Source organism: Lactococcus sp. FSL W8-0209, assembly GCF_038006585.1.
Lineage (GTDB): Bacteria > Bacillota > Bacilli > Lactobacillales > Streptococcaceae > Lactococcus > Lactococcus lactis.
Genome location: NZ_JBBOVN010000001.1, coordinates 1,347,119 through 1,371,984, shown reverse-complemented (window position 1 = coordinate 1,371,984; position 24,866 = coordinate 1,347,119). Strand labels below are relative to the sequence as shown.

The following is a 24,866-nucleotide window of genomic DNA, read 5'->3' as shown; positions in this document are numbered from 1 at the left end:
TCCATTTAGACATAATCTTTTATGATTTTGTTTGTCTTCTATCTCTTTAAAATATTTATCTTAAAAACCAGCTTTAGCCTCTCATCTCAATTTCAGCTGAATCAAAAATTCCTTCAATCGGTACGGCTAATTTTCTAAGATGGACTTCAACCGTTGATATACGCTCTGAAGTAGCCTTTACTGCTTGAATAATTTCAAAGGCAACATGTTCAATTAAATCAGCTTTTGAAGATTCTACAACTGCTTTTGTTGCCTCATAGAAATCAACATAAGACAAAGTTTCATCTAATTCGTCTTTTCCTGAAAAATCAAAATGTGTTTCCACGATTAAATCAATTTCGAGATTTTGTCCGAGAACTTTTTCTTCTGGCAGAACACCAATATGTGCCCTAAATTTTATATTATTAAGTTTTATTTTGTACATATTTCCTCTTTTTAAGTGTAGAAAAGGCTATGAATCTCTTCATAGCACTATTTTCAGAGATATCTTAAAATCGCTTCCCAAGCTTCTTCAAATCCTGTCTTATCGGTAGAAGAAAAGATAATAAAATCATCTGTACTATCAAATTTCATTGCTTTTTTGATAATAGATTCATGTTTATTCCACTTACCACGTGGAACTTTATCGGCTTTAGTCGCAACTAAAATCACTGGAATATGGTAGTATTTCAAAAACTCATACATCATCAAATCATCTTCTGAGGGTTCATGACGAATATCAACTAAGCTGACAACTGCTTTTAAATTTTCTCTTGTTGTCAAATATTCCTCAATCATTTTACCCCATTTTTCGCGTTCCTTTTTAGAAACACGAGCGTAGCCGTAACCAGGTACGTCAACGAAATGAAGTTGATCATCAATATTATAAAAATTGAGCAACTGTGTTTTACCAGGTTGACCAGAAGTTCTGGCAAAGTTTTTACGATTAAGTAAAGTATTAATAAAACTTGATTTACCGACATTTGAACGCCCAGCTAAGGCAATTTCTGGCCAATCATTTTCTGGATATTGTTTTTTTGATGCTGCTGAAATTGTTATTGTCAGATTATTTGTATTTATGGTCATTTTTTCTTGGTCTCTCGAATCATTTGTGGCTCAGCTTTTCCGTCAACAACTGCTTCATTAATAATAACTTTTGTAATTTCTTCATGACTTGGAACTTCAAACATGATATCCATCATTACTTCTTCAATAATCGAACGAAGTCCACGCGCTCCTGTTTTGCGCTCAATTGCTTTTCTAGCAATTGCCATGAGGGCTTCATCTTCAAATTCAAGTTCAACATTATCAAATAAAAGGAGTTGTTTATATTGTTTAATCAAAGCATTTTTAGGTTCTGTCAAAATTTGAATCAAATCCTCTTCGGTCAAACGTTCCAAAGCAGCAACAATTGGCAGACGACCAATAAATTCAGGGATTAATCCGAATTTTTGAATGTCCTCGGCAATAATTTCTTGCATATAAGAATCATCGTCATTTAATTTTTTATTATTGGCACCAAAACCAATAATTTTTTCACCTAAACGTTGTTTGACAATTTCTTCAATCCCGTCAAAAGCTCCACCAACGATAAATAAGATATTTTTGGTATCAATTTGAATCATTTCTTGATTAGGGTGTTTACGTCCACCTTGTGGTGGAACACTAGCTACTGTCCCTTCAATAATTTTCAAAAGGGCTTGTTGAACACCTTCCCCAGAAACGTCACGAGTAATTGATACATTTTCAGATTTTTTAGCTATTTTATCAATTTCATCGATATAGATAATTCCGCGTTCTGCACGTTCAATATTGAAATCACTCGCTTGTAAAAGTTTTAAGAGAATATTTTCAACGTCTTCTCCAACATAACCAGCTTCAGTTAAACTTGTCGCATCTGCAATCGCAAACGGAACATTGAGTGATTTCGCTAAAGTTTGAGCGAGAAAAGTCTTACCAGAACCGGTAGGTCCGATTAATAGAATGTTTGATTTTTGTAGTTCAATATCTTCAGCAATTTTACTTGCTGTAAAATTAATTCGTTTGTAATGATTATAAACAGCAACTGCAAGTGCACGTTTTGCTTTTTCTTGACCTATCACATATTCATTTAAATGGTCAAACATTTCTTTAGGTGTTTTAACTTCAAGCATTTCTGAATCTTGTTCTTCTCTTAATTCTTCTTCTAAGATTCGAGTTGAAAGTTCAATACATTCATTACAAATATAAACGTCTGAACCGGCAATCATTTTTTTTACATCATCTTGACTCTTTCCACAGAAAGAACAATGTATATTTGGATTTTGTGTATTTGACATAGTTATTTTATTCCTGATTTCACTAACATAAAAAGTAAGTATTATTGGCTTACTTAAAAGGCACTTTTTCTATTTTTTAAAATAAAGTTCCAGAAAAAGCGTGAATTGTATTTACGAGGTTCGTAAAAGCATTGAGTAAAAACAATACTCCCAGACCCCAACGTTTTTTTCTAAAGCATTGAATAGCGATGACAATGCTAATCCAACAAAGGAGAGCTGTGAAAAGCCCAAAAATTGATTTTGTCATGGTTGTTTCACTTTTTCATATTTTTTAATTGTAAAAGTATAAGAATTCCGCTCATCTTTATTGTGAAGTTTTTCAGAGACTAGTTTAAATTTCCCAAAATCAAATGTACTTGGAAAATATGTATCTCCTTTAAATTTTTCATGAACAACTGTTCGATAGAGCAATTCAAGTTCAGATTCAAAAAGGGCTAAGATTTCAGCTCCTCCTGTGATAAATAAGTCTTTATTTTGCTTATGGTACCAATCTAGAACTTCCTTAGGGCTGTGCATGATGAGCACTTTTTCATTATCTGATTGATAAATTTCATCGCGAGTTAAAATAATACTTATTCTCCCTGGCAATACACGTTTATTCATTCCTTCAAACGTTTTTCGTCCCATCAAAATCACTTGATTCATGGTTGTTTCTTTAAAATGTTGTTGTTCAGCAGGTAAAGACCAAGGCATTTTATCAGCTTCACCGATAAGACCTGCTTCATCTTCTGCCCATATTCCAATTATCATAGCAACCCCTCTCATTGATTTTTACTTTTACTATTATAGCAAATTTTTGCTGTTTTCGCTTTGACAAGTTTGATATTGGTCACTCATTTTTAAAAATAATTTCTTTTTTTATCAAAAAAATTTAGTTTTCTCTTTACAAAATACAAAAGAAGTGGTATGATATCAATTATATTAATTTGTTTCAATCTTTCCTGTTATGATTAAAGCAAATTAGTCCCCCAACTAGACTTCTTGCTGAGATTGACTCCGAGGGGTCTAGTTTTTTTGTTTTTTACTTTAATTAATTTACTGACAGCTCTTCTGCTTATGGTAAAATGTTCTTAAATAATTACATTTTACTCATAGATTCTTTGATAAGGCTGTCAGTAAAATTTTTGTTATTAAGAAAGTGTATTTCATGAATCATATTGCTCTTTTTGAACCTCGTATTCATTTCAATACAGGAAATATCGCCCGCACTTGTGCGGCTACTAATACCGTTTTACATTTAATTGAACCCTTTGGTTTTGAAATTTCTGATAAGCATCTTAAACGTGCTGGTTTAGACTATTGGGATAAGGTAAATATTGTCTATCATAAAAATTTAGATGATTTTATGAATTCAATTAATGACGGAGGACAACTCTATTTGGTCAGTAAATTTGCTGAGCATGTTTATTCTGACGTTGATTACTCCGATGATGAAAAAGATCACTACTTCTTGTTTGGCCGTGAAGATACAGGTTTACCTGAAGAATTTATGCATGAACATCGTGATGAATGCATTCGTATTCCAATGAATGACGAACATGTTCGGTCATTAAATTTATCAAATTGTGCTTGTATGATTGTCTATGAAGCTTTAAAACAACAAGATTTCCGTGGACTAGAACTCGTTCATACTTATGAAAAAGATAAGTTAAAATAATTGTATTTATAAATAGACAAACGCCTTGTTACTGACAGGCGTTTTTTTATTGTTCTTTTATTTAGCGAGTGCTATAATGAAGACAAATAAGAGGGGAATACAAAAATAAGGAGCATTTTATGAAGGCTAAACTAGGCAATGAAATTGTTGAATATTGGCAAATCAGCCTGACTAAACCCGCAAACGAATCGTGGGTCTTAGAGGCTTTTAAGAAAGGACAGCTCTCGTGGTCTGGTCAATTTGTAATGAATAAGGAGACCAAAGAAAAATTACTTGCTGACGGAATGTCTACAAAAAATCCAGCTGAGCATAATACCCTTTCTAAAGAAATAAAACATTTGGACTGGCTAGGGCTTTATATTTCCCCAAATAAGCTGAGTAATGCTTATCCGGATAATATTTATCTTGTAGTCAATCAAGTACGTATCCCAGCCTTTGGACGACTTGGAGAGTACCTCCTAGTAGCACCTGATGGTTCTTTTGAAATTTACTCTGAAAAGAAATTTCAGCGAGATTTAGAAAAAATTCAATAAAAAACCACCTCAACGGTGGTTTTTATTTTATTTTGTTTCGTCAGTAACTAATTCATCTTTTTTCCCATGATTAAATACTAAATTCAGGATAATTGCTGAAACAGTACTCATCACAATCCCATTAGAAACAAAAGGTTGAATAAAGCTTGGAAGTGCTGTAAATAAGTTTGTTGAGTTAAAACCAACACCCATTGCAATAGCAACCGCAGCAATCAGAAGATTTTGATTTCCTTCAAATTCAACTTTTGCCAGCATTCTAATTCCTTGTGTGGCAACCATACCAAACATAATCAACATCGCTCCACCCAGTACTGGAGTTGGAATAAGTTGTGCAACAGCGGCAAATTTTGGAATAAGTCCTAATACAATTAAAAATCCAGCTGTGAAATAAATAGGTTTACGTGTTTTAATTCCTGATAATTGCACTAAACCAACGTTTTGTGAAAAACCTGTGTAAGGGAAAGTATTGAAAACACCACCAAGAAATACAGCAAATCCTTCCGCACGATAACCATTACGCAAACGTTTTTCATCAAGATTTTCATCAGTAATATCAGCAAGAGCTAAATAAACTCCTGTCGATTCAACCAATGACACGATAGCAATAATAATCATCATTAATGAATCAGCCAAATAAAATTTAGGTGCTGAGAAATAAAAAGGTTGTGGCAAGTGTGCCCATGGTGCTTGAGAAACAACTGAAAAATCAACTAAGCCCATGCTAGCAGCCAAAATTGTTCCAGCAATAAGTCCAATTAAAATAGCAATAGAACGAATAAATCCAGTAGTAAAGATATTAATTAAAAGAATAATCACTATAGTTGAAACAGCTAAAATTAAACTTTGGATTGTTGGTTTGTCAACATTATTCCCCATATTGCCAATAGCAACAGGAATAAGGCTTAAACCAATTGTTGTAATTACTGAACCAGTAACGATTGGTGGAAATAGTTTTCGGATTTTAGAGAAAATTCCTGAAACCAAAATAACGAAAACCCCTGCAACCATTAATGAACCAAACATTGCTCCAGAGCCATGTCTTTGACCAATAATAATTAATGGAGCGACAGATTGAAAAGCAACACCAAGGACAACTGGTAAGCCAATCCCAAAGTGCTTACGAAGTTGAAGTTGCAAGAAAGTGGCTAAACCACACATAAAAATATCTGCTGAAATTAAATAGGTTAACTGAGTTGCTGAGTAATTTAAAGCTCCAGCAATCATGATTGGAACAAGAATTGAACCTGAATACATGGCCAGCAGATGTTGTAATCCTAAAACAGCAGATTTTGAGTTACTTTGCTCCTGGCTTTGTTCATTTTTTTGAGACATTTTGATTTTCCTTAAATTTTTCTTTTTTTATTTTCTTATTGCTTAAGCTTAGTCGAAATCTTTATCATCGGCTGGGGCGAAGATGACTTTACCATCTTCAAATTTTTCAATCCGGGCAAGACTGGTAAGTTTCATTCCTTGGTCAAGAAGTTTTTGACGGCCATCTTGGAAAGATTTTTCAATCACCATTCCTAAACCGACAACTTCTGCTTTAGCTTGTTCCATTAAATGAACCAAACCAAGTGCTGCTTGACCATTAGCTAAAAAGTCATCAATAATCAAGACTTTATCGCCTTCTTCAATGAGTTTGCTTGAAATTTGGACAGTTGAAGTTAATTTTTTAGTGAAAGAATAAACTTCTGTAATCAATAAATCATCATTCATAGTTACATTTTTTGCTTTTTTAGCAAAAATCATTGGAACGTTGAGTGATTCAGCAGCATATAAAGCAGGGGCAATCCCACTTGCTTCAATGGTTACGACTTTTGTAACTCCTGCATTTGCATAAACTTGTGCAAAACGTTTCCCGATTTCCTTCATCAATTGATAATCCACTTGGTGTGTCAAAAAGCGGTCAACTTTAAGAATGTCTTGTCCTAATACTTGACCGTCTGTATGAATGCGGTCTTCTAATAACTTCATTATTCTCTCCTTAAAAAAATTTTTTCTCATCTGTGCCCACAGGTGAGAAAAACGTCTCGTTATAAAAAATAACAAGACGTTTCAAATACGCAAAAAAGAAATTAAATTTACTGAAAAATCGAATTTCCTTATTGTCTCGCATTTACGGTACGAGGTAGAAACGCCCAGCCATATTCTAGGTATAAATAAGATTGTTCTATTATAGACTAAATGCTAAAGTTTTTCAAGCATAAGTTTTGGTATTCCCGAACAATGGGAAAGAAAATGCTTACTAAATCGCATCACCATTCCAAATTGAGTTTTTAACAACAACATAATCAACTTTTGTCAGCGCAGACAAATCACGACCGCCAGCATAAGAAATTGAACTTTGGAGATCTTCTTCCATTTCTTTCAATGTATCTTTAAGTGAGCCTTTGTGAGGAAGGAGAATTTTCTTTCCTTCGACATTTTTGTGTTCACCTTTTTGATATTCTGAAGCCGAACCAAAATATTCTTTGAAAAGTTGTCCGTCACGTTCAACAGTTTGTCCTGGTGATTCTTCGTGTGCAGCAAAAAGTGAACCGACCATTACCATTGTTGCTCCCATACGGATTGATTTTGCGATATCGCCATGGGTACGAATTCCACCATCAGCAATAACTGGTTTACTTGCTGCTTTAGCACACCATTTTACCGCTGCAAGTTGCCAACCACCTGTACCAAATCCAGTTTTAACTTTTGTGATACATACTTTCCCTGGGCCAATGCCGACTTTAGTCGCATCTGCTCCAGCGTTTTCCAATTCACGGACAGCTTCTGGCGTTCCAACATTTCCAGCAATAACAAAAGTTTGTGGCATCAAACGTTTAATCAATTGAATCGTTTTAATAACAGAATCTGCATGTCCATGAGCAATATCAATTGTAATAAATTCGGGAATGAGTGCGTCTGCTGAAATTTCACGAATAAAGGCATGTTCATCTGCTTTAACACCAACAGAAATTGAGGCAATCAGGCCTTGTTGGTGCATTTTTTTAATAAATGCCGCTCTATTTTCTGCTTCAAAACGGTGCATGATATAGAAATAGCCTTCTTTTGCAAGCATTTCAGCAATTTTATCATCAATAATGGTTTGCATATTCGCTGGAACAACAGGGAGCTTGAACGTAAAATTTCCCAGTTTTACGCTTGTGTCTGCTTCCGAACGGCTGTTAATGACACATTTATTTGGGATAAGTTGGATGTCTTCGTAGTCAAATACTGAGTTTAGATTATTCATTGCAATTTCTCCTTGAGGATGAGTAGGCTTTTATGAATTTCTAGCCTGTGAACTCATTTATGATTAGATTTACAGAAAAGACCGACCAAACCCTTCGGGTTTCACTAGTTGAACGATTATAAAATCTCTGTCTGCTCAACCTTCCTTATTCATTTTATCTCAATCAAACGGTTTTTTTAGTTATTTACTTCTATTTCTTCAAAAAACACATCATATCATTCGGAAATAGCAAACAATAAAAAGCACCGACCATTCTGTCAGTACTTTTTATTTAAAAATAAAGTTCCACGTCTATAAATGATAAAAAAGATTAATTCATAGACGAGCAAAAAAATTAAAAAACTATGCATGAAAAATTGCTCAGGCAAAACACTAATAATCGGGTCAGTCGCTGGGTCAAAGAGCCAACTATTATCCCGAAAAAGTACTTCATGAAAAGCTACAAAAAATTGGTCAAAGCCAATTAGCCAAGCAATAACTCCAATTGCTAAAGGAAATAGCATAACAACTCTAAGCGCATTATGGAAAACAAGCGAAAGATTTTCTTTTATAAATCGAATAATGAAAGGAATCAAAATGATTGTCAGAAAGAAAACAAGCATAAACAAATTTTTCACTTCTGCGAAATGGTGAAGACCACTTGCTGACGAGGGGAAATCAGGCATAGATAGTTTCGTTTCCAAAGGATTAATTAAATAATTCATCAGAATTAAAAAATTATGCCATATTTTACCGGCAGTCATTTGAACTAAATCGGTTAATTGATACCAAAAAATTTCACCAAAAAACAAGGGAATCGCCAAAAAAATAGTTAAAGTTACTGACAAGGCAATAATCCATAAAATACTAAATCCAAAAATGACTTTATCTCTCATAGGCGCTCCCAAAGTATTCTAAAATTTACTGACAGAAATTAATTTTTCCGTCAGTAAATTTTTAAAAGCAATCAATTACTGACAGACCTGTCAGTAATATTTTCAAACTTCCCACTCATCTAAACTAGCTACAACATAAGTCGGAGGAACTGGAAGCTTTGGTACTTCTTCAGCTCTTGTAAATCCAGTTGTGACAAGCAAGCTATCAATTCCGTTATTAATGCCCGTATGAATATCTGTCAGATAATTGTCGCCAACCATTAATAAATCAGATTTAGGAAGCCCTAATTTTTCGACCGCTTTATTGGCTATAATAGCTTCTGGCTTACCAATAATGGTTGCTTCAACTCGTGTTGCCGCTTCAAGCATTTTTATCAGCGCTCCAGCTCCAGGAGTCAAACCACGTTCGTTTGGCAAATTCAAATCTGGATTTGTTCCGATAAATTTAGCTCCTTTATGAATTGCCAGAGTAGCAAGGACAAGCATTTCATAAGTTAAATCAGTATCTAAAGCGACCACAACGTAAGCTGGATTCTCACGATCTTTTTTGTAACCTGCCTCATAAATCGCTTCTTTAAGACCATCTTCTCCAATGATATAAACTGTTTTTTCTAAGCCTAAATCATTCATATAATCAACAGTAGCAAGACTTGCAGTATAAATCGTTTCCAATGGAGTGTCAATATTAAATTGTTGACTCAAACGGCGTTGTACCACGCGCGGTGTTTTTGTTGTGTTATTTGTGACCAAAAGATAAGGTATTTTAGCCTCTTGTAGCCGATGAATGAAATTCTCGCCTGCAGGAATACGCTTATTTCCCAAGTAAATTGTCCCGTCAAGGTCAATTAAGTAACCACCATATTTTTTATTTGTCATTTTATTCTCTTCTACTTTTTATCACTAAAATTTACTGACAGAGCTGTCATTAAATTTTTCCCCAGTGAATTTCAATTTGAGTACTTCCGTCATTAAAATTGTGATGACTCACTTCGTCTTCCCAAGACATTAAAGCATTAATTTCTTCACCATAAAGGACTTCATGATTATATTTTATAAATACATGTTTGGGTTGATGACTTTTACGGAATTCAAAATCCACCATATCAGCTGCCCAATCATAATATTTCGCATTATTAACATGTCCATTCATATCTAATGCTGAAAAACGGACAGGATAAACAATTTTTTGAGCATCACTAAATTCGTCAATTTTACGGAATTTATGAGGACGTGAAATTTTTGATACTTTTTCAGATTCATAAGGATCAACAATTTCATCCAATACACGGTCAATTTTTCTCGTTGCCTTATCCATCAAAACCCAAGTTGAACGAACTTCAACTAAAACTTCTCCATTTTCATCTAAAAATGAGAAATTCCGATAACAAAAGAATTTATTATAACTAGTTGCTTCAGTTTCAATTGTTATTTTTTCATTAAATTCTGGTAAACGATGAATCGTCAATTCATATTCAATAACTGCCCAAAAGAGGCCATATCTCTCAAATACCCAGACATCTGAGCGTCCAAGTGCCGTTGATTGCTCTCCAGAAATCTGTAAAGCCACAGCTAAAAGGCTTGAAATTCGCATTTTTTTAAAAGCATCACTTTCATAGAAAGGAACTTGATAATTTTGTTGATATTTTATACCCATTTTATGATAACCTCGCCTTCTATTTTAGCAAAAAAAAGAGCAATTTTCATAAATTGCTCATCTATTAGCCAGAGTTTTTAAGTTCTCAGAGCTAATTAAATTTTTTCACAAGCGATTTCTAAAGTATCAATCAATAATTCTTCATAAGGATCTTTAGCATGATACTCATCAATGTATTTAATTTCTTTCACACCAGCAGCAACAACTAATTTCAGGCAGGCAAGGCAAGGAAATAAAGTTGTATATAAAATCGCTCCTTCTGGTGAAACGCCATGTTTAGCAGCTTGAGCAATCGCATTTTGTTCTGCATGAACCGTTGCTACACAGTGTCCATATTTATCTTCAGTACAACCAATATCTGTACAATGTGGCATTCCTGAAACCGCACCATTATATCCCGTAGAGAGAAGTTGACCATTTGGACTGACCAATAAAGCTCCTACTTGAGCATGGTTACAAGTTGAGCGTTTTGCAACCACTTGGACAATTTCTTTAAAATATTCATCTTTACTTGGTCTTGTAAATTTCTCTGACATCATGAACTCCTTAATTGCTTTTTGATTTATTATAGCAAATTTATTTATTTAAGGCTTAATAAAAAAACTTCCAAGAGAATCATAAATTAACTTGGAAGAAAAATTTTATTTTTGATTTTTAAACAATTCATTATAGTTGGTTTGGTTATTAACCATATTCAAATCAACATCTCCCGAGTAACCTGGTAAAGTTCCCTGGTCAGTAAACTGTTGCATTTTATAGCTTAAAGTCGTTTCTGGTGAAGCGTCCCAAGAACCTGTATTTCGTCCGTAGGCAGCAATCCAAATCGCTTTAAATTTATCGACTTTTATTTGATTATCTCGCAAGAACCAGTCTTGGGCATAAATACCAATGTTTTTAGCTCCTTGTTTCTCCAACTCAGAGCGAAAAGCCTCAATCCCTTGGTTCATATTTTTCATATTGGTTACCTCGACATCAAGCCAATAATAGGTCGGCTTATAAGTGCTTGCTCGACGATAAAAGTCTCTTGCTTGCTTCTTCATTTCAGAAGTGTTTTCTCCAGTCACAAAAGCATAAACCGCCGTCGGAATTCCCCGCTCTTGGAAAGCTTTAATGTGCTGTTTATAGGCAGTATCTTCTCCATCCTTGCTTGCTGAATTATCAGCATGACCATAAGAGCCATTGACACGAATAACCGCACCAATCACATGCTGACTCAAGGTGTTGTAATCAATATCTTCTGGACGTTGCCAACCCGAAAGGTCAACAACTGGTTTGTTCAAATCCAAAACCTTCTCATCCAAAATATGATTTACAACAATTTTTTCAGTTGCTGCTTTTTTAGGAGGTTCTACCGGTCGAATTCGTACTAAACCAAGTAAGGCGATCATTGCAATCATGGATGCTGTAAAGATAAAAGCTCCCATTTTTTTAAGTTTACGTCTCATTTTAGGTTTCATTAATTATATTGTAACATAACTTTCACAAAAATTCATCACGATAGCATTAAAAATTAATATCATCGAGCAAAAATTTCTCAAAGACATTATTCCCCAACTCAAAACCTTTGTCTGTCATATGGATTCTTTGTCTATCATCATATAATAATTTTTGATTGATAAGTTCTGTGATTTGTTCACCGTATAATTTTTCAAATGAACACTTGAATTTATTTTCAAACTTCTCAACCAAAACTCCCGATTTTTTCCGAAGACCTAAGAACATTTCTTCTTCTATTTGAGATTTTTTACTTAAAACTTCTTCGTTTACCCTTTTTTCAGTTGGAGCAGCTTTAAGGTAATGATGAACTGGGCCAAGATTTTTATAACGAATCCCTGCTAAATATCCTGACGCTCCAGCACCAATTCCATAATATTCCTCATTATCCCAATAAGTTATATTATGTTTGCTCTCAAATCCTGGTAAGCCAAAATTTGAAACTTCATAATGATTATAACCATTTTTAGCTAAAATATCCATGATATATTCATACATGTCCGCATTTTTATCTTCACTTGGCAGGCGTAAAAGTCCACGACGTTGTCGATTCATAAAAACTGTGTGATCCTCTAAAATAAGACTATATAAAGCCACATGTGGTAGTTTTAATTCTAAAAATTTTTCAACATCTGACTTAACCATCTCTATCGTTTGCCCGGGTAAAGCATAGATTAAATCAATCGTAATATTTTCAAATCCAGCTTTTTTCAGTCTTTCAACTGAATCATAGACCTGAACTTCTGTATGTGTCCGCCCAATTTTTTTGAGCAAAGCATCATTAAAAGTTTGGACACCTAATGAAATTCGATTGACTGCTGAATCAGCCAAAACTTTAATAACCTCATCTGATAAATCCCCTGGATTTGCTTCAACAGTAAATTCTTCCAAAACTTCTAAATCTAACTGTTCAGCAATCGCTGTCAGTAAACGTTCAAGTTGTTGGGCTGATAAAACGCTGGGCGTTCCACCACCAATATAGATTGTTCTTAATTTTTCTATCTCGAAACTTTTAAATTCTTCTATGAGCGATTCAATATAAGCATCAATCGGCTGTCCTGTCATCAGTACTTTAGCAAAATCGCAATAATAACAAATATGAGAACAAAAAGGAATGTGAAAATAAGCCGAATTAGGTTTTTGCAACATTTATAAATCCCTTCAAAAATTTTTCCTATTCAATGAAAGATAGTGAGAGGATTAACCCTAAAATTAATCTTACCAATAAAAATCACAAATACTTGACCTATTATAACACACCTATGGATAGCAATTGACTTTACAAAACGGAAAATATAGATAAAAAAGAGAGTAGCTTTAACTACACTCTATTTTTCTTTATCCCATTCCCAAGACCGTGAAAACTCCCCTCCTTTAAACAAAGAGGCAAGCCCACTTAATTGTTTGAGCCTTAATAATTCTTCTTTATCCATTCCAATATTTGTCATAATCCACCGATCACTTAAACCAGCTTCAACCAATTGTTGAACAATTTCTGTCATTAATTCTACTGAATGAGTCCCTCTGGCACGATTATGGCGAATAGTGCTGGCTATTCTATCTTCTAATGGGCGATCAATCACAGAAACGGGTAAACAGTTCCCTTCTCTTTGCGCAATCGTTTCAGAATTTTTCATTACAAGATAGCGGTGAAAACCATCCACAATCTCATAAGTATCATTTTCTTTGTCATAATAGCAGACAATTGGCATGGTATAACCATCTTCTAATATCGACCGTTCTAAAAGTTTAAATTCAGTTGGCGCAGTTTTATTAGGATTATACGAATTTGCTCTAATCTTTTCAATTGGAACCCGTCTCACTTGATAAGCTGGACTTATGAAAAGCTCTCCCATTTTTTCATTGCCTCCTTCTTCTTTTGCAATTCATCTTTCGTTTGACCAAATCCCATATATTGACAGGAAGTATCATTTTTTAAAATGGTGATACACATTCTCTTATAAGAGGGAACTAATCTGAAATTTTTAATTGGTACATCATCAGGGTATTTTTTGAAACGAACTAATTCATATTCCTGTTTGTAATTTCGATTATTTTTTGGAGTACCTAAATTTTCAAATTGCAAATTTGTTTCTTCTAGTTCACTGACGACTTTCTGAGGCAAAGCTCCCCCATTTTTTGTCCAGTAAGTCAGAGAACTCTGGAACTTTTTGAGATAAACTTCTCGAATATCCTCTGGTAATGTCTTGAGTAAAAAGTCAACATAGGTTTCCCAAGTATGTCCCTTAGGAAGACTGACTCCTCGATAACCAAGAGCAATTGTTCCACCGTAAATAGCCGCAAAATTTGCTCCATTGACACGACCAATCAATTTTCCCCAAGTCTCTGGCTCCAATGCTTGATACAATTTCAAAGATGAGACACCACATTGATGAAAAGGATTGGCAACCCTCATACTTTTAAAGGGTACTCCTGCTTGAAAATATAAATCATATAAATCATATAAATGATTATAATCAAAGCCAAATTTAGCATTTGCTACCCAGACATCCTCAAACAACCAATCATACATCGGATAAAAATTGAAAACATTATGAAAAATTCGATGACTATAATTTGTAGTTCCAAATCTTGAAAAAGTTTCATCACGTGTCACAGCATTAAAGCGATTTAAACTTTCTTGAGCTCTGATTCCGACAAGAACTGCTGTTCTTTCTGCTTTCTTTTCTTGATGAAGCCACTGACAGAATTTGCTTTGAAAATCATAATCAGACATTCCTATTTCAAAAAAAGGAAAATTGTGATTTTCAAGATGTATTGCTCCTTCTGGAACTGAATTCAGCCAGAGTTCAGGATGTTCAGGGTCCCAAGGAAGCCAAGTTGATTGTGACATCGATATTCCACAAGACGCAGAGACAGGCATACAAATATGATAATAATCAAAATCAGGATATTTCCCCATTGAGCGTTCAATATAATCTTTGGTTTCTTGATAATTTCCCTCATAGTCAAGATAATAAACAGAAACTACTATTTCTTTGTCAGCAAGTTTATTTTCTTCATAATAACGATGAACAAGTTCTAGCATCAATCCAGAATCTTTCCCGCCAGAAAAGGAGACAATTAAGTGGTCGAAATAATTACAAATATAATCTAGTCGTTTATTGAAAGCTTCATAAACATTTTCCTTCTGATATTTTCTCACATTCGTTACCTTTCGCATAACTTTTTCAACATTTCACTTATTGAGCTTAAAACATTTAAATCCTATTAAAGTTTAGGTCTCCCAATTGAAATCATATTAATTATTTTAAAATACAAAAATTAAATATAAAATACGTTTATATCTTTATATTTTATTATAAATTACTTTATTTTGCAATTTCACATTAGAATCGTACTCTATCTTAAGGCTTAAATTATAAAAAAGTACTTGTCAAAGTACTTTTTTATAATTTAAGTATTTTCTTCTTCCTTCAATAAGGAATAACATTGTCAAACTAAGCAAGATGAGATAAATTGGAAAAGCAACTTCTGAGAAATTCCAATGATGAATCTCTGTAAAACTTGTAGATGCAGAAAAAAGACTGCCTAAAAACAAGAAACCATTTTCTGTTTCGGGGTATTTCCAACCTTTTAACATGGTAGGTAATGCGGCTAAAGCATCTGATAATATCGCAAGAGATATTGCAACATTAGGATTTTTAGTCAAATACCAAGCTACTAAGGCTAGAATGGAAACGAGACCACAAATATAATCAAACCTTTCAATTCTCCAATAAGCTGCTTTGTTAAATGATGAGACAATAAAAACTAAAATTGGACCAAAGCCAGCCATAAATACGGGTAAACTTGCCCAAGAAACACCAGTTGATAAGGATGCTGCTGTACTAATCAATGGAGCAATTCCCCAAATTAACCAAGTAATTCTATTCGGTTTAACTCGACCACGCAGACTAGCGATAAGATAAGTAGTTGTAAAAGATATTGAAATAAGTGCGCCTAAAATAACGATGAGATGCATTAAATTCTCCTAAAATAATTTTGTTTTCATTATAACAAAATCTTAAGATTATAATTCATCTGGGAAACGATAGACTTGTATACTTAAATCATCATACGTTTGTAAGTAAAGTCTGCGACTGTTCACTTCCACAGCACTGCGATAAACAGTATAAGTCCCTGAGCGGCCTTCAGACTTTGGAACTGTAACACCATTTAAAATATGCCATGCCTCAATAATATTTTGCTGTTCATCTTTAGGATACACCGCTCTTTCTTTGTAAATAGCTGCTCGAATAAATCGAGCTGTTGGTGTGAATCCTCCAGGAAAAACTGGTTTCCCATTGAAACTTCCTGTCGAAATTTGGTTAGGATTATCATTTTTTACTGACAGATTTTCTAATGATGAATTACTATCCTCATTTTTACTGACAGAAGTATTTTCACTTTCTGTCAGTAAATTGATATCCATATAAGTACTTAATTTCTCGACTTCATTCTCAAATTTAGGAGCATTTGTAACCACACCAATTGGATTATCTGAAATGACCAATCGTCCACCATGCGGTTCAATATTAATCATTTGTCCGCTTGGATCTGTCGCAGAAAAATGTAAATCATTACGTCCAAATTTGTAGATTGCATTTTCATCAGTCATCAACTGTACATTATCAATATTCTGACGAACTTCTTCAATTGAACGGCAATTCCCCAGCAACCAAAGCAAAAGCTCAAAAGCAGCAAGTTGAACTTTTCCCTTCTCTGCTTCTTTAGCGTAATCTGACTGATTTGAAAAAGTTAGCTTTTGTGCCGCCAAACCATATTCATTTACACCATCTGAAATATCAGCATGTAATCTCATTTCGCTATTTCCGACGCCAAGTATAGCATATGGATTTACCATTTTTTGATTGTTATAAACACTTGTCCATTCATAATTTCTTGGTAGAACAAGGGCAGCGGCATTAAAAGTATGCCAATCCATTGTTCTAGCAAAAACCAATCCACCGTCACTTGACTTTAGTTGAAAACTGGTACACATTTTTCTCCCCTTAATTAATTTGTCATCTCTTTATTTTATCAAAAGTTTTACTGATAGAGATACTAGCAGAACTATAAACTTCAATCCTATGACAAAAACTAAAAAATGTACGAAAAAAGTACTGACAGAAACTGCTAGCATATCCGTAAGCAAGCGAACTCGCAACGATTATCCTATGACGCAATTGTCAGTACTTTCATTCAACCCATAATTATAAAATTATTTGTACATTTCAAGCAATGCAAGGAAGCTATCAGCTTCAAGTGAAGCTCCACCAACGAGGGCACCGTCGATGTTTTCTTTAGCCATCAATCCTTCGATTGTTTCAGGTTTAACTGAACCACCGTATTGGATACGTACAGCTTCTGAAACTTCTTTTCCGTAAAGTTTTTCAACTGTTGAACGAACAACACCACAAGTTTCGTCAGCGATTTCGTTTGTTGCAGTTTTACCAGTTCCGATTGCCCAGATTGGTTCATAAGCAATAACCAAGTTTGAAACTTGTTCAGCACTCAAGCCAGCAAGACCAGCTTCGATTTGACCTGAAACCCACTCAGCTGTTTTTCCAGCTTCAAAAGTTTCCAAAGTTTCACCACAACAAAGGATTGGAGTTGCTCCAGCAGCGAAGATTGCTTTTGCTTTTTTGTTGATGTCTTCGTCAGTTTCGTGGAAATATTCACGACGTTCGCTGTGACCGATGATGATGTATTCAACACCAAGATCAACGATAGCAGCTGGGCTATTTTCACCAGTGAATGCTCCAGCATTTTCAAAGTAGCTATTTTCAGCAGCAAGTTTCAATTCTGAACCTTGACGAAGGTAAGCCATAGGAGCGAGGAAAAGTGCAGGTGCACCGATAACTGATTCAACTTTATCAGATGAAGGCAAGTTATTTTTTACAGCTTCAACAAAAGCTTGCGCTTCTGACAAAGTTTTGTTCATTTTCCAGTTACCAGCGATAATTGGTTTACGTGACATTCTAATTCTCCTTATAGGGCGTTTAAGCCTCTTAAATTTTGGACTTCAGTCCATCTTTTACAAGGTCTATTTTATCACATTGTGAAAAAAATTGCAGAAATCAACTCATCATTAATAAATTTCAATCCTGTCACTTTTTTTCCAATAATTTTATAGCATCACGTGTTTTTTCCAACTTGTCATAACTTTCTGTAAAATGCTCTGATACATACATATAAAAAAGAATGTCAACAACATAAAGCTGAGCCATCAAACTCATTGTTGCAGCAGTCCTCATTTGATAATCTTCACCAGAAACAGAATGAAGAATACAATCAGCCATTTGTCCTAAGCTTGAATTTCCCCGAGAAGTAATTGCAATGATGGGGATTTTCATATTTTTCACCACGCCTGCGAGTTCCAGAACTTCTTTTGTTTCTCCCTTCATTGAAATTCCAATGAAGATTGTTTTTTTATTAGAAACAGAAAGAGAGGAAACAAATAAATGGGCATCTTGAATAAAGATAACTTGCTTGCCAATTCGACTAAACTTTTGAAAAATGTCCTGAGCAACCATTGAAGATGCTCCAATTCCAAAAACAAAGATATTCTCAGCATCATCAATTGAAGACACAGCTTCCATAATTTCATCATCCAATAGAGCAGAATTTGTCGTCTCTACCATGTGATTTACCCGGACTTTGAGTTTATTCTTGATTGAAGTAGGCGTTTCTGAATCATTTACTTCCTTGTAGTATTCTTCATCGTCTACATGAGCAGCATACGAGGCACTCAATTTTTGTTTAAACTGAGAGAATCCATCATAACCTAACTTTCTGGAAAATCTTACTAAAGCCGCAGAGGAGCTACCAATTTCTCCAGCCACTTCTTGCGCACTTTTTACTAGCATTTTCTCTCCGACTTCAAAAATATAGTCAGCTATTTTTTTCTCAACTGTCGTAAAGCTAGAATAATTTTGCCTAATGATAAGTAAAGTATCCATTTAACCTCTCCGTTCTTCTTTAATTATAACAAAGAGGTTGGTATAAACCAACCTCTAACTTTTATGCTTTAACTGTTATAATCTCTTGACCTTTACTTATTTTCCCACAATGGCTGATAATGATTTCTCGATAAGTATCAGAATTTGTGATAACCACAGGTGTAATTATAGATAAACCTGCTGCTTTTATTTTTGAAAGATCTGCTCTTACCAGTAAATCTCCTTTTTTGACACGATCATTTTGCTTAACGAAACTTTCAAAAGCTTCACCATTTAAGCCAACAGTATCCATTCCAATATGAATAAGAATTTCAACACCGTCATCACTAGTCAAACCAATCGCGTGCTTAGTTGGAAAAACTGTAGTAACAACTCCAGCGACGGGCGAAACGACATCTCCATTATCTGGTTCAATGGCTACTCCTTTACCCAACATTCCGCTTGAGAAAACTTCATCCTCAATTGTAGAAAGTTCTTTCACATTCCCCTCAAGTGGTGATGCGATTGTTGAACTAGAAAATTCTGGAGTTGTCACAACCCGTAAAGTAGGTTGAATAGTTTCCATTTGGACTGATTTTCCATAATTATCTGCTTTTTCTTTTGCATCTTTAGGAATACCGAAAAGATAAGTAGCAATAAATCCACCAATATAAGCACCCAATAGTCCAAGAAGATAAACCCACCATTTACCATTAGCAATAAGTGGAAGTAGTGCAAGCCCTGAAGGCCCAATAGCAATGGCTCCAGCTTGACCTAATGAACCGATGATCGCACCACCAATCCCCCCACCGATACAGGCAGTGATGAATGGACGACCAAGTGGTAAGGTAATCCCATAAATTAAAGGTTCACCAATTCCTAAAATCCCTACTGGTAGAGCACCTTTTACAAGTTCGACAAATTCTTTATCTTTTCTCAATCGAAGCCAAAGCGCAATCGCAGCACCAACTTGACCAGCTCCAGCCATTGCAAGGATTGGCAATAATTGTGTTGAGCCCGTTTTAGCAATCATTTCTAAATGAATAGGGGTTAAGATTTGGTGTAAACCAAACATAACCATTGGTAAGAAAAGTACACCCAAAACAAAGCCAGAGAAACCACCACCAACTTGAAGAATAAAGTTAATTGCCCCGACTAAACTTGAAGAAATAACTCCCGCTACCGGCATAATGGCAAAAATCTCCGCAAAACCAATGACCAATAAACCAATGGTTGGTGTCACAATAATATCAATTGAGTCAGGAATAAATTTACGTAGTTGTTTTTCTAAAATCGATAGTAACCAAACAGCGAAAATTACGCCAATAATTCCACCTTGTCCTGCCGAAAGTGCACTTCCATTAAAGATATTTTTTAATGGCGCTTCTGGGTTCATTCCTGTGAGCAAGGAAACCGCACCGATAACTCCACCAAGCGAAGGTGTCGCTCCAAATTCTTGAGCTGAATTAATTCCGACATAGATGGCTAAGTAAGAAAAAATTCCAGATTGAATAATTTTTAAGACGGTAATAAACTGGGTCCATGTTGCTGCATCTAAGGTACCAGCAGTGACTAAGTTTCCTAAAACAGAGGCTAGCCCACCAATCAAACCAGCACCAACAAAAGCAGGAATCAATGGAACGAATATTTTAGAAATCGTATTAAGAACCGCTTTAAATTTTGAAGGCTTATTATATTTTTCTTTAGCTTCCGATTTTGTTTTTGCCATTAAATCATCAATTGATTGACCTTCAACACTTGGAAAAGTTTCTCCTAACCTTACCCCAACTGTCTCAACCATTGCTTGAGCAACTTTATTTACAGTTCCAGGCCCGATGACAACTTGTAGTGTTTCATCTTCAACAACACCCATCACTCCATCAATTGCCTTTAAACCTGCTAAGTTAACTTTTGAATCATCAATAATGGTCATCCGAACACGAGTCATGCAATGAATCAATTTTTTTACATTTTGTGTTCCACCAACATTTTCATAAATCTCTCGTGCAATACGAGCTATTTTTTCTTCTGCCATTTTTGCTCCTTCTCCTACCTTATAAGGTAAATTCTTAATTCAGAGTATTTTTCACAAAACCATTTGCTCTAACAAGCTTGGTTTTTCCTTCTTCTGCTGCACAATCAGTTAATAACATGACAATTGCAAGTTTAACATCTTGATTGGCTTCAATGAATTTTTCTTCGGCTTCTTCATAAGTACAATCTGTCGCTTGCATAATGATGCGTTTACTACGCTCAACTAATTTTTCATTTGTTGGTTTAACATCCACCATCAAGTTATTATAAACTTTACCAATCCCAATCATTGAAATTGTTGAAATCATATTCAAAATTAATTTTTGAGCTGTTCCCGATTTTAATCTTGTTGAGCCTGTTAAAAATTCTGGTCCACAATCAACTTCAATTGGAAATTCGGCATGTTTTGAAATTTCAGCATTAAGATTGCAAGAAAGGCTTGCCGTTTTAGCACCAATTTCTTTAGCGTAATCTAAAGCTCCAATTACATATGGAGTCCGACCACTGGCAGCGATTCCTAAAACAAGGTCGTTCTCATTCAACTTCAAATCAATCAAATCTTGTCTTCCAAGTTCAAGACTATCCTCAGCCCCTTCGACAGCAACCGTCATTGCTTTGTCACCACCGGCAATTAAACCAATCACTTGTGTAGCTGGTACGCCAAAGGTTGGGACACATTCAGCGGCATCAAGTACACCTAAACGACCACTTGTTCCAGCACCCATATAAATCAAACGGCCACCTTTGTTAAAAGCTTCAATCGCTGATGAAATTACTGGTTCAATACTTGGAAGTGCTTCTTCAACTGCAAAAGCAACTTTTTTATCTTCATTATTCATTTTAATAAGCGCTTCTGCGACAGTCATTTGGTCAAGGTTAAAAGTTTCGTTATTTCGTCGTTCTGTTGTTAGTGTTGATAAATCAATCATTATTTTTCTCTTTTTCTATTTTAAATTTTTGTCCTGGGCCAATAAAAGAAATAAGTTCTAAATCTTCTTTAATAATATTTCCCACAACATTTACTTTTTTATCTGCTGGCAAATTCCTTTTAGTAATTTGAATTTCGCCCATATAACGACCATATTCAAAATTATCAATAGTAATTGAGCCTTTTTTTCTCTCAATTGTATTTTCTGGACTTATTTCAGAAATTTCATTGAAGCGGGCCTGAGCGCTGCGGACCACATCTCTAGCATCATCTTGTCTATTTTCATGCTCACCGAGGACTTTAGCAAAATCACTTGTTGCTTGGGTTGCTTGCAATACAAGTTCCCCCTCTTGAAGATATTGGTTAATCTGCCAAGCTGTTCTTGCTTTTAAGCCTCCATCCCCGACATAAATATGATCTATATTTATAGATTCCATATCAAGTAAGGAAGAGAGTGGATGTTGATAGCGGTGCGCTTCAAGGGTTGGTAATCCTTCATATAAAGGATGGCGTAGAGAATCATCTCCCGGAATAAAGGCCATAACTTTAAATGAATTTCTTTTCAAAAATTCATTTTTTCTAAGAAAGCTCTCCCGAGAAAGGCCTGTTTCTGGTCTTGGGTAATAGTTGTGCCAGGCTTCAAGCTGATTAAAGTTTGCCTTGTTTTCTTTTAACTCATCAATATCTTCTTGCCTGATTGTACTGGCATTTAGACTGACAGTCATTTTTTGACTAACTTGCGCAATTGTCTCATTGCTGATATGATAATCCATTCTGAGACCAGTTACTCCAAGTTCTTGAAGTTCTTCTACTCTATCAATAGAAAATCCAGCTTTTTCTAAAGCTTGACCTGAAATATCAACCATAAGTTTCAAATGATTCTTTTTAGCAGCTGTTCCTAAGTCTATTAGCCTTTTTTTATATAAACTTGCTTCATCCTCGGGAATATGCATCGATGTGAAAATCCCTTTAAAACCATGATTAGTCATCTTGTCAATATATAAATAGTCCTTTTCATTCAAGTCCCTATTCATAAAAATTGAATAACCGTACATTTTTTATCCTTCCGAAATATTATTTCTTGATAACGTATTCATTATAACCTAAAAGAATTATTATTTCAAGTATCAATTTAATCTTTTTTTATTTTGAAATATTATTTCATTGTTTTGTATAATAAAAAGAATAAATTTCTTTATTCTTTTTATTATATTTACAAAGTACATTTTTCTTTAATTGAATCAAAATTCTCTTTAAGAAGAACCGTTGAAGCTTTAAATTTTTCTTGCTCATCTTGAGTTAATTCTAACTCTAGGACCGCTCGAACACCTGTTCTATCTATAATTGCAGGACTTCCTGTATATAGATTGGACTGGCCATACTCTCCTGTCAAATAGGCAGAAACTGGTAGAATCACGCTTTCATTTCTAAAAATTGCTCTTGTCAAACGAGCTAATGAAGCAGCGATTCCGTAAGAGGTATTTCCCTTTTGCATAAAGATATCCAAGCCTACTTCACGGATTTCTTGGTCAATTTCATCGAAAGTTGGAAACTCTGGATTAGGATATTTTTTGAGCCACGTTGTTAATGGAATCGCACCGACTGTCACATTTGACCAAGCGGCAAAACTTGATTTCCCATGCTCAGCTAAAACATATCCATGAATACTTTTAGGATTAATTTGGAGTTTTTCAGCAACGATTTGGCGCATCCGACTAGTTTCTAAAAGCGTTCCTGTTCCTATCACTCGATGTTTAGGCAAGCCAGATACTTCTGCAACAACTTGGGCAAGGACATCAACTGGATTTGATGCGACCAAGAAAATACCATCAAAACCTGCATCCATTGTTTTACGAGTTATATCACGAATCATTTCGACATTATTTTCTAATAACTGTAGGCGATCTGGATTTTTTCCGAAAGTTGCTGATGGAGCATTGGCAGACAAAACAACAATATCTGCATCAGAAACATCTGAATAATCAGCAGCATAAATGTTTTTAGGTGCTGCATTTAAATAGGGAAGCGCATGAAGCAAGTCTAAACTGTTGGCTGAAGCTTTACTTTTGTTGGTATTTATTATTGCAATTTCATCTGCTAAATCATCAACAACTAAGTTATGAGCATAAGTACTCCCGACGGCTCCAGCTCCAACAATTACAACTTTTTTGTTATTTATTTTCATATCTTTTCATCATAAAAAAACAGCGGATGTCATTTTGACTCACGTTGTTTTTCTACTCCCTTTCCAAATCTCTTTTCCCAATTTACTTACAGTTTATTTACGCTTTGAAATCACGAGCAATTTGCTCATCTTCTTTCATTTGTTTAATTAATTGATCTATCCCATCAAATTTAATCATATCGCGAATTTTATCTAGCCATAAAACAGTCAATTTTTCACCATAAATTTCTCCATTAAAATCAAAAATATGAACTTCAACTGTTTTTTCAGTCCCGTTAAAAGTATCATTATATCCAATTGAAGCAAAGCCACGATGACGTTCTCCAGCAAAAATGACATCACAGGTATAAACTCCAACAGCTGGCAAATGAACGTAATCTTTAATTACTAGATTTGCTGTTGGATAGCCCAGTTGTCTTCCGCGGGCAAAACCATGAACAACAAGGCCTCTTGTTTCATAAGAATAACCTAAAAGTTCATTTGCTTGTGCAATATCACCTTCTTCAACTGCTTTTCTAATCCGTGTCGATGAAATTTTTCCATGTTCATCCGATTTTTCCGGCATGATGACCACACGGTAGTCTTCCGTTGACTTGAGATTTTTCATATCAGAACCTGTCGTATAATCAAATCCTGTAATCACCACTTTGGGATTAAATCTTTTGACGACACTTTCTGCGAATTCAGTTGAAGTTTGATGAGCAAAATTAGAAGTGAAATCTTTAAATACAAGGTAATCTACCCCATTTTCAGCAAAGAGCTCTGCTCGTTTTTCATCTGAAGTTAATTTCAAAAGCATTTCAGGTTCAAATTTGTTGAAGGTTAATGTCGGTTTTTCCGGAAAGGTAAAAACAGCTATTTTTAAATTCAATACCGCCGCAATTTTTTTAGCTTCTGTAAAAAGACTTTGATGTCCTCTGTGTAATCCATCAAAATAACCGAGGACAAGGATAAGTTCTTCATCAAATTTTAGTTCATCATTAAATTCTAATATTTCCATTTTTCTCACTTTGGCTCATATTGCTAAGAA

General features: G+C 34.8%; 26 protein-coding genes and 1 riboswitch. Of the genes, 2 read left to right on the top strand and 24 right to left on the bottom strand.

Translation table 11 applies throughout. The annotated features are described in order from the left end of the window. Window positions 1-73: 73 nt before the first annotated feature. The 4 genes from folB to MKX45_RS06810 form a co-directional block, all read right to left on the bottom strand. Window positions 74-424, bottom strand: a complete 351-nt coding sequence (folB, locus tag MKX45_RS06825; protein WP_057720251.1) for a dihydroneopterin aldolase — start codon at window positions 422-424, stop codon at window positions 74-76. Between the two features lie 53 nt (window positions 425-477). Next, window positions 478-1,065, bottom strand: coding sequence for a ribosome biogenesis GTP-binding protein YihA/YsxC (gene yihA, locus MKX45_RS06820; protein ID WP_010905788.1), 588 nt, complete (start codon window positions 1,063-1,065; stop codon window positions 478-480). Beyond that, window positions 1,062-2,297, bottom strand: coding sequence for an ATP-dependent Clp protease ATP-binding subunit ClpX (gene clpX / locus MKX45_RS06815; RefSeq protein ID WP_057720252.1), 1,236 nt, complete (start codon window positions 2,295-2,297; stop codon window positions 1,062-1,064). Before clpX ends, yihA begins: the two co-directional genes overlap by 4 nt. Window positions 2,298-2,540: 243 nt before the next feature. Continuing rightward, window positions 2,541-3,047, bottom strand: a complete 507-nt coding sequence (locus MKX45_RS06810; protein WP_057720253.1) for a dihydrofolate reductase — start codon at window positions 3,045-3,047, stop codon at window positions 2,541-2,543. A gap of 397 nt (window positions 3,048-3,444) precedes the next feature. Between MKX45_RS06810 and MKX45_RS06805 the strand changes: the two genes are divergently transcribed. Together MKX45_RS06805 and MKX45_RS06800 are read left to right on the top strand one after the other, a co-directional pair. Beyond that, window positions 3,445-3,954 (top strand): tRNA (cytidine(34)-2'-O)-methyltransferase, encoded by a 510-nt coding sequence (locus MKX45_RS06805; RefSeq protein ID WP_010905785.1) that lies wholly within the window; start codon window positions 3,445-3,447, stop codon window positions 3,952-3,954. Window positions 3,955-4,073: 119 nt separating this feature from the next. Continuing rightward, entirely contained in the window at window positions 4,074-4,487 is a 414-nt protein-coding gene (locus MKX45_RS06800; protein WP_057720254.1) for a hypothetical protein, read from the top strand. Window positions 4,488-4,514: 27 nt separating this feature from the next. On the opposite strand, the gene MKX45_RS06795 is transcribed toward MKX45_RS06800, so the two are convergent. The 20 genes from MKX45_RS06795 to MKX45_RS06700 all read right to left on the bottom strand — a co-directional run bounded on the left by MKX45_RS06795 (window position 4,515) and on the right by MKX45_RS06700 (window position 24,836). After that, window positions 4,515-5,819, bottom strand: a complete 1,305-nt coding sequence (locus MKX45_RS06795) for a nucleobase:cation symporter-2 family protein (protein WP_057720255.1) — start codon at window positions 5,817-5,819, stop codon at window positions 4,515-4,517. A 48-nt stretch (window positions 5,820-5,867) separates the two neighbouring features. Next, window positions 5,868-6,461 carry a xanthine phosphoribosyltransferase gene (locus tag MKX45_RS06790; protein WP_003132093.1) on the bottom strand — a complete coding sequence of 198 codons (594 nt, stop codon included), beginning with the start codon at window positions 6,459-6,461 and terminating at the stop codon, window positions 5,868-5,870. 111 nt (window positions 6,462-6,572) lie between these two features. Next, a riboswitch (purine riboswitch) is annotated at window positions 6,573-6,670 on the bottom strand. Window positions 6,671-6,732: 62 nt separating this feature from the next. Next, window positions 6,733-7,722 (bottom strand): GMP reductase, encoded by a 990-nt coding sequence (gene guaC / locus MKX45_RS06785; RefSeq protein ID WP_012897747.1) that lies wholly within the window; start codon window positions 7,720-7,722, stop codon window positions 6,733-6,735. Window positions 7,723-7,979: 257 nt separating this feature from the next. Then, entirely contained in the window at window positions 7,980-8,597 is a 618-nt protein-coding gene (locus MKX45_RS06780) for a TIGR01906 family membrane protein (protein ID WP_139008658.1), read from the bottom strand. Between the two features lie 102 nt (window positions 8,598-8,699). Next, window positions 8,700-9,473 carry a TIGR01457 family HAD-type hydrolase gene (locus MKX45_RS06775; protein WP_057720257.1) on the bottom strand — a complete coding sequence of 258 codons (774 nt, stop codon included), beginning with the start codon at window positions 9,471-9,473 and terminating at the stop codon, window positions 8,700-8,702. Window positions 9,474-9,522: 49 nt separating this feature from the next. After that, complete coding sequence (locus MKX45_RS06770; RefSeq protein ID WP_033899489.1) at window positions 9,523-10,251, bottom strand: acyl-[acyl-carrier-protein] thioesterase; 729 nt, start codon at window positions 10,249-10,251, stop codon at window positions 9,523-9,525. 95 nt (window positions 10,252-10,346) lie between these two features. After that, window positions 10,347-10,787, bottom strand: a complete 441-nt coding sequence (locus tag MKX45_RS06765; RefSeq protein WP_021721810.1) for a deoxycytidylate deaminase — start codon at window positions 10,785-10,787, stop codon at window positions 10,347-10,349. 105 nt (window positions 10,788-10,892) lie between these two features. After that, window positions 10,893-11,696: a glycoside hydrolase family 25 protein gene (locus MKX45_RS06760; RefSeq protein WP_240664854.1), complete on the bottom strand. Its 804-nt coding sequence runs from the start codon at window positions 11,694-11,696 to the stop codon at window positions 10,893-10,895. A gap of 58 nt (window positions 11,697-11,754) precedes the next feature. Further along, on the bottom strand, window positions 11,755-12,894 hold the full coding sequence (hemW, locus tag MKX45_RS06755) for a radical SAM family heme chaperone HemW (protein WP_057720259.1): 1,140 nt from the start codon (window positions 12,892-12,894) through the stop codon (window positions 11,755-11,757). A 179-nt stretch (window positions 12,895-13,073) separates the two neighbouring features. After that, the gene (locus tag MKX45_RS06750) at window positions 13,074-13,601 is read right to left on the bottom strand and encodes an IbrB-like domain-containing protein (protein ID WP_340816937.1); all 528 of its coding nucleotides are present in this window, start codon (window positions 13,599-13,601) and stop codon (window positions 13,074-13,076) included. Next, window positions 13,583-14,911, bottom strand: a complete 1,329-nt coding sequence (locus MKX45_RS06745; protein ID WP_340816936.1) for a DUF3440 domain-containing protein — start codon at window positions 14,909-14,911, stop codon at window positions 13,583-13,585. Before MKX45_RS06745 ends, MKX45_RS06750 begins: the two co-directional genes overlap by 19 nt. A gap of 231 nt (window positions 14,912-15,142) precedes the next feature. Further along, on the bottom strand, window positions 15,143-15,730 hold the full coding sequence (locus MKX45_RS06740) for a hypothetical protein (protein WP_057720261.1): 588 nt from the start codon (window positions 15,728-15,730) through the stop codon (window positions 15,143-15,145). 48 nt (window positions 15,731-15,778) lie between these two features. After that, window positions 15,779-16,750 (bottom strand): choloylglycine hydrolase family protein, encoded by a 972-nt coding sequence (locus tag MKX45_RS06735; protein WP_057720262.1) that lies wholly within the window; start codon window positions 16,748-16,750, stop codon window positions 15,779-15,781. Window positions 16,751-16,969: 219 nt separating this feature from the next. Then, the gene (gene tpiA / locus MKX45_RS06730) at window positions 16,970-17,728 is read right to left on the bottom strand and encodes a triose-phosphate isomerase (protein WP_029343862.1); all 759 of its coding nucleotides are present in this window, start codon (window positions 17,726-17,728) and stop codon (window positions 16,970-16,972) included. 130 nt (window positions 17,729-17,858) lie between these two features. Continuing rightward, entirely contained in the window at window positions 17,859-18,710 is an 852-nt protein-coding gene (locus MKX45_RS06725; RefSeq protein ID WP_015426337.1) for a MurR/RpiR family transcriptional regulator, read from the bottom strand. Between the two features lie 61 nt (window positions 18,711-18,771). After that, window positions 18,772-20,724 carry a glucose PTS transporter subunit IIA gene (locus MKX45_RS06720; RefSeq protein ID WP_057720263.1) on the bottom strand — a complete coding sequence of 651 codons (1,953 nt, stop codon included), beginning with the start codon at window positions 20,722-20,724 and terminating at the stop codon, window positions 18,772-18,774. Window positions 20,725-20,758: 34 nt separating this feature from the next. Next, on the bottom strand, window positions 20,759-21,652 hold the full coding sequence (murQ, locus tag MKX45_RS06715; RefSeq protein ID WP_015426335.1) for an N-acetylmuramic acid 6-phosphate etherase: 894 nt from the start codon (window positions 21,650-21,652) through the stop codon (window positions 20,759-20,761). Beyond that, a complete protein-coding gene (locus MKX45_RS06710) occupies window positions 21,645-22,706 on the bottom strand; it encodes a DUF871 domain-containing protein (protein WP_057720265.1) in 1,062 nt (353 codons plus the stop codon). Before MKX45_RS06710 ends, murQ begins: the two co-directional genes overlap by 8 nt. Before the next feature lie 158 nt (window positions 22,707-22,864). Then, window positions 22,865-23,836: an L-lactate dehydrogenase gene (locus MKX45_RS06705; protein ID WP_057720266.1), complete on the bottom strand. Its 972-nt coding sequence runs from the start codon at window positions 23,834-23,836 to the stop codon at window positions 22,865-22,867. Between the two features lie 97 nt (window positions 23,837-23,933). After that, complete coding sequence (locus MKX45_RS06700; RefSeq protein ID WP_129881605.1) at window positions 23,934-24,836, bottom strand: bifunctional riboflavin kinase/FAD synthetase; 903 nt, start codon at window positions 24,834-24,836, stop codon at window positions 23,934-23,936. Window positions 24,837-24,866 lie beyond the last annotated feature (30 nt).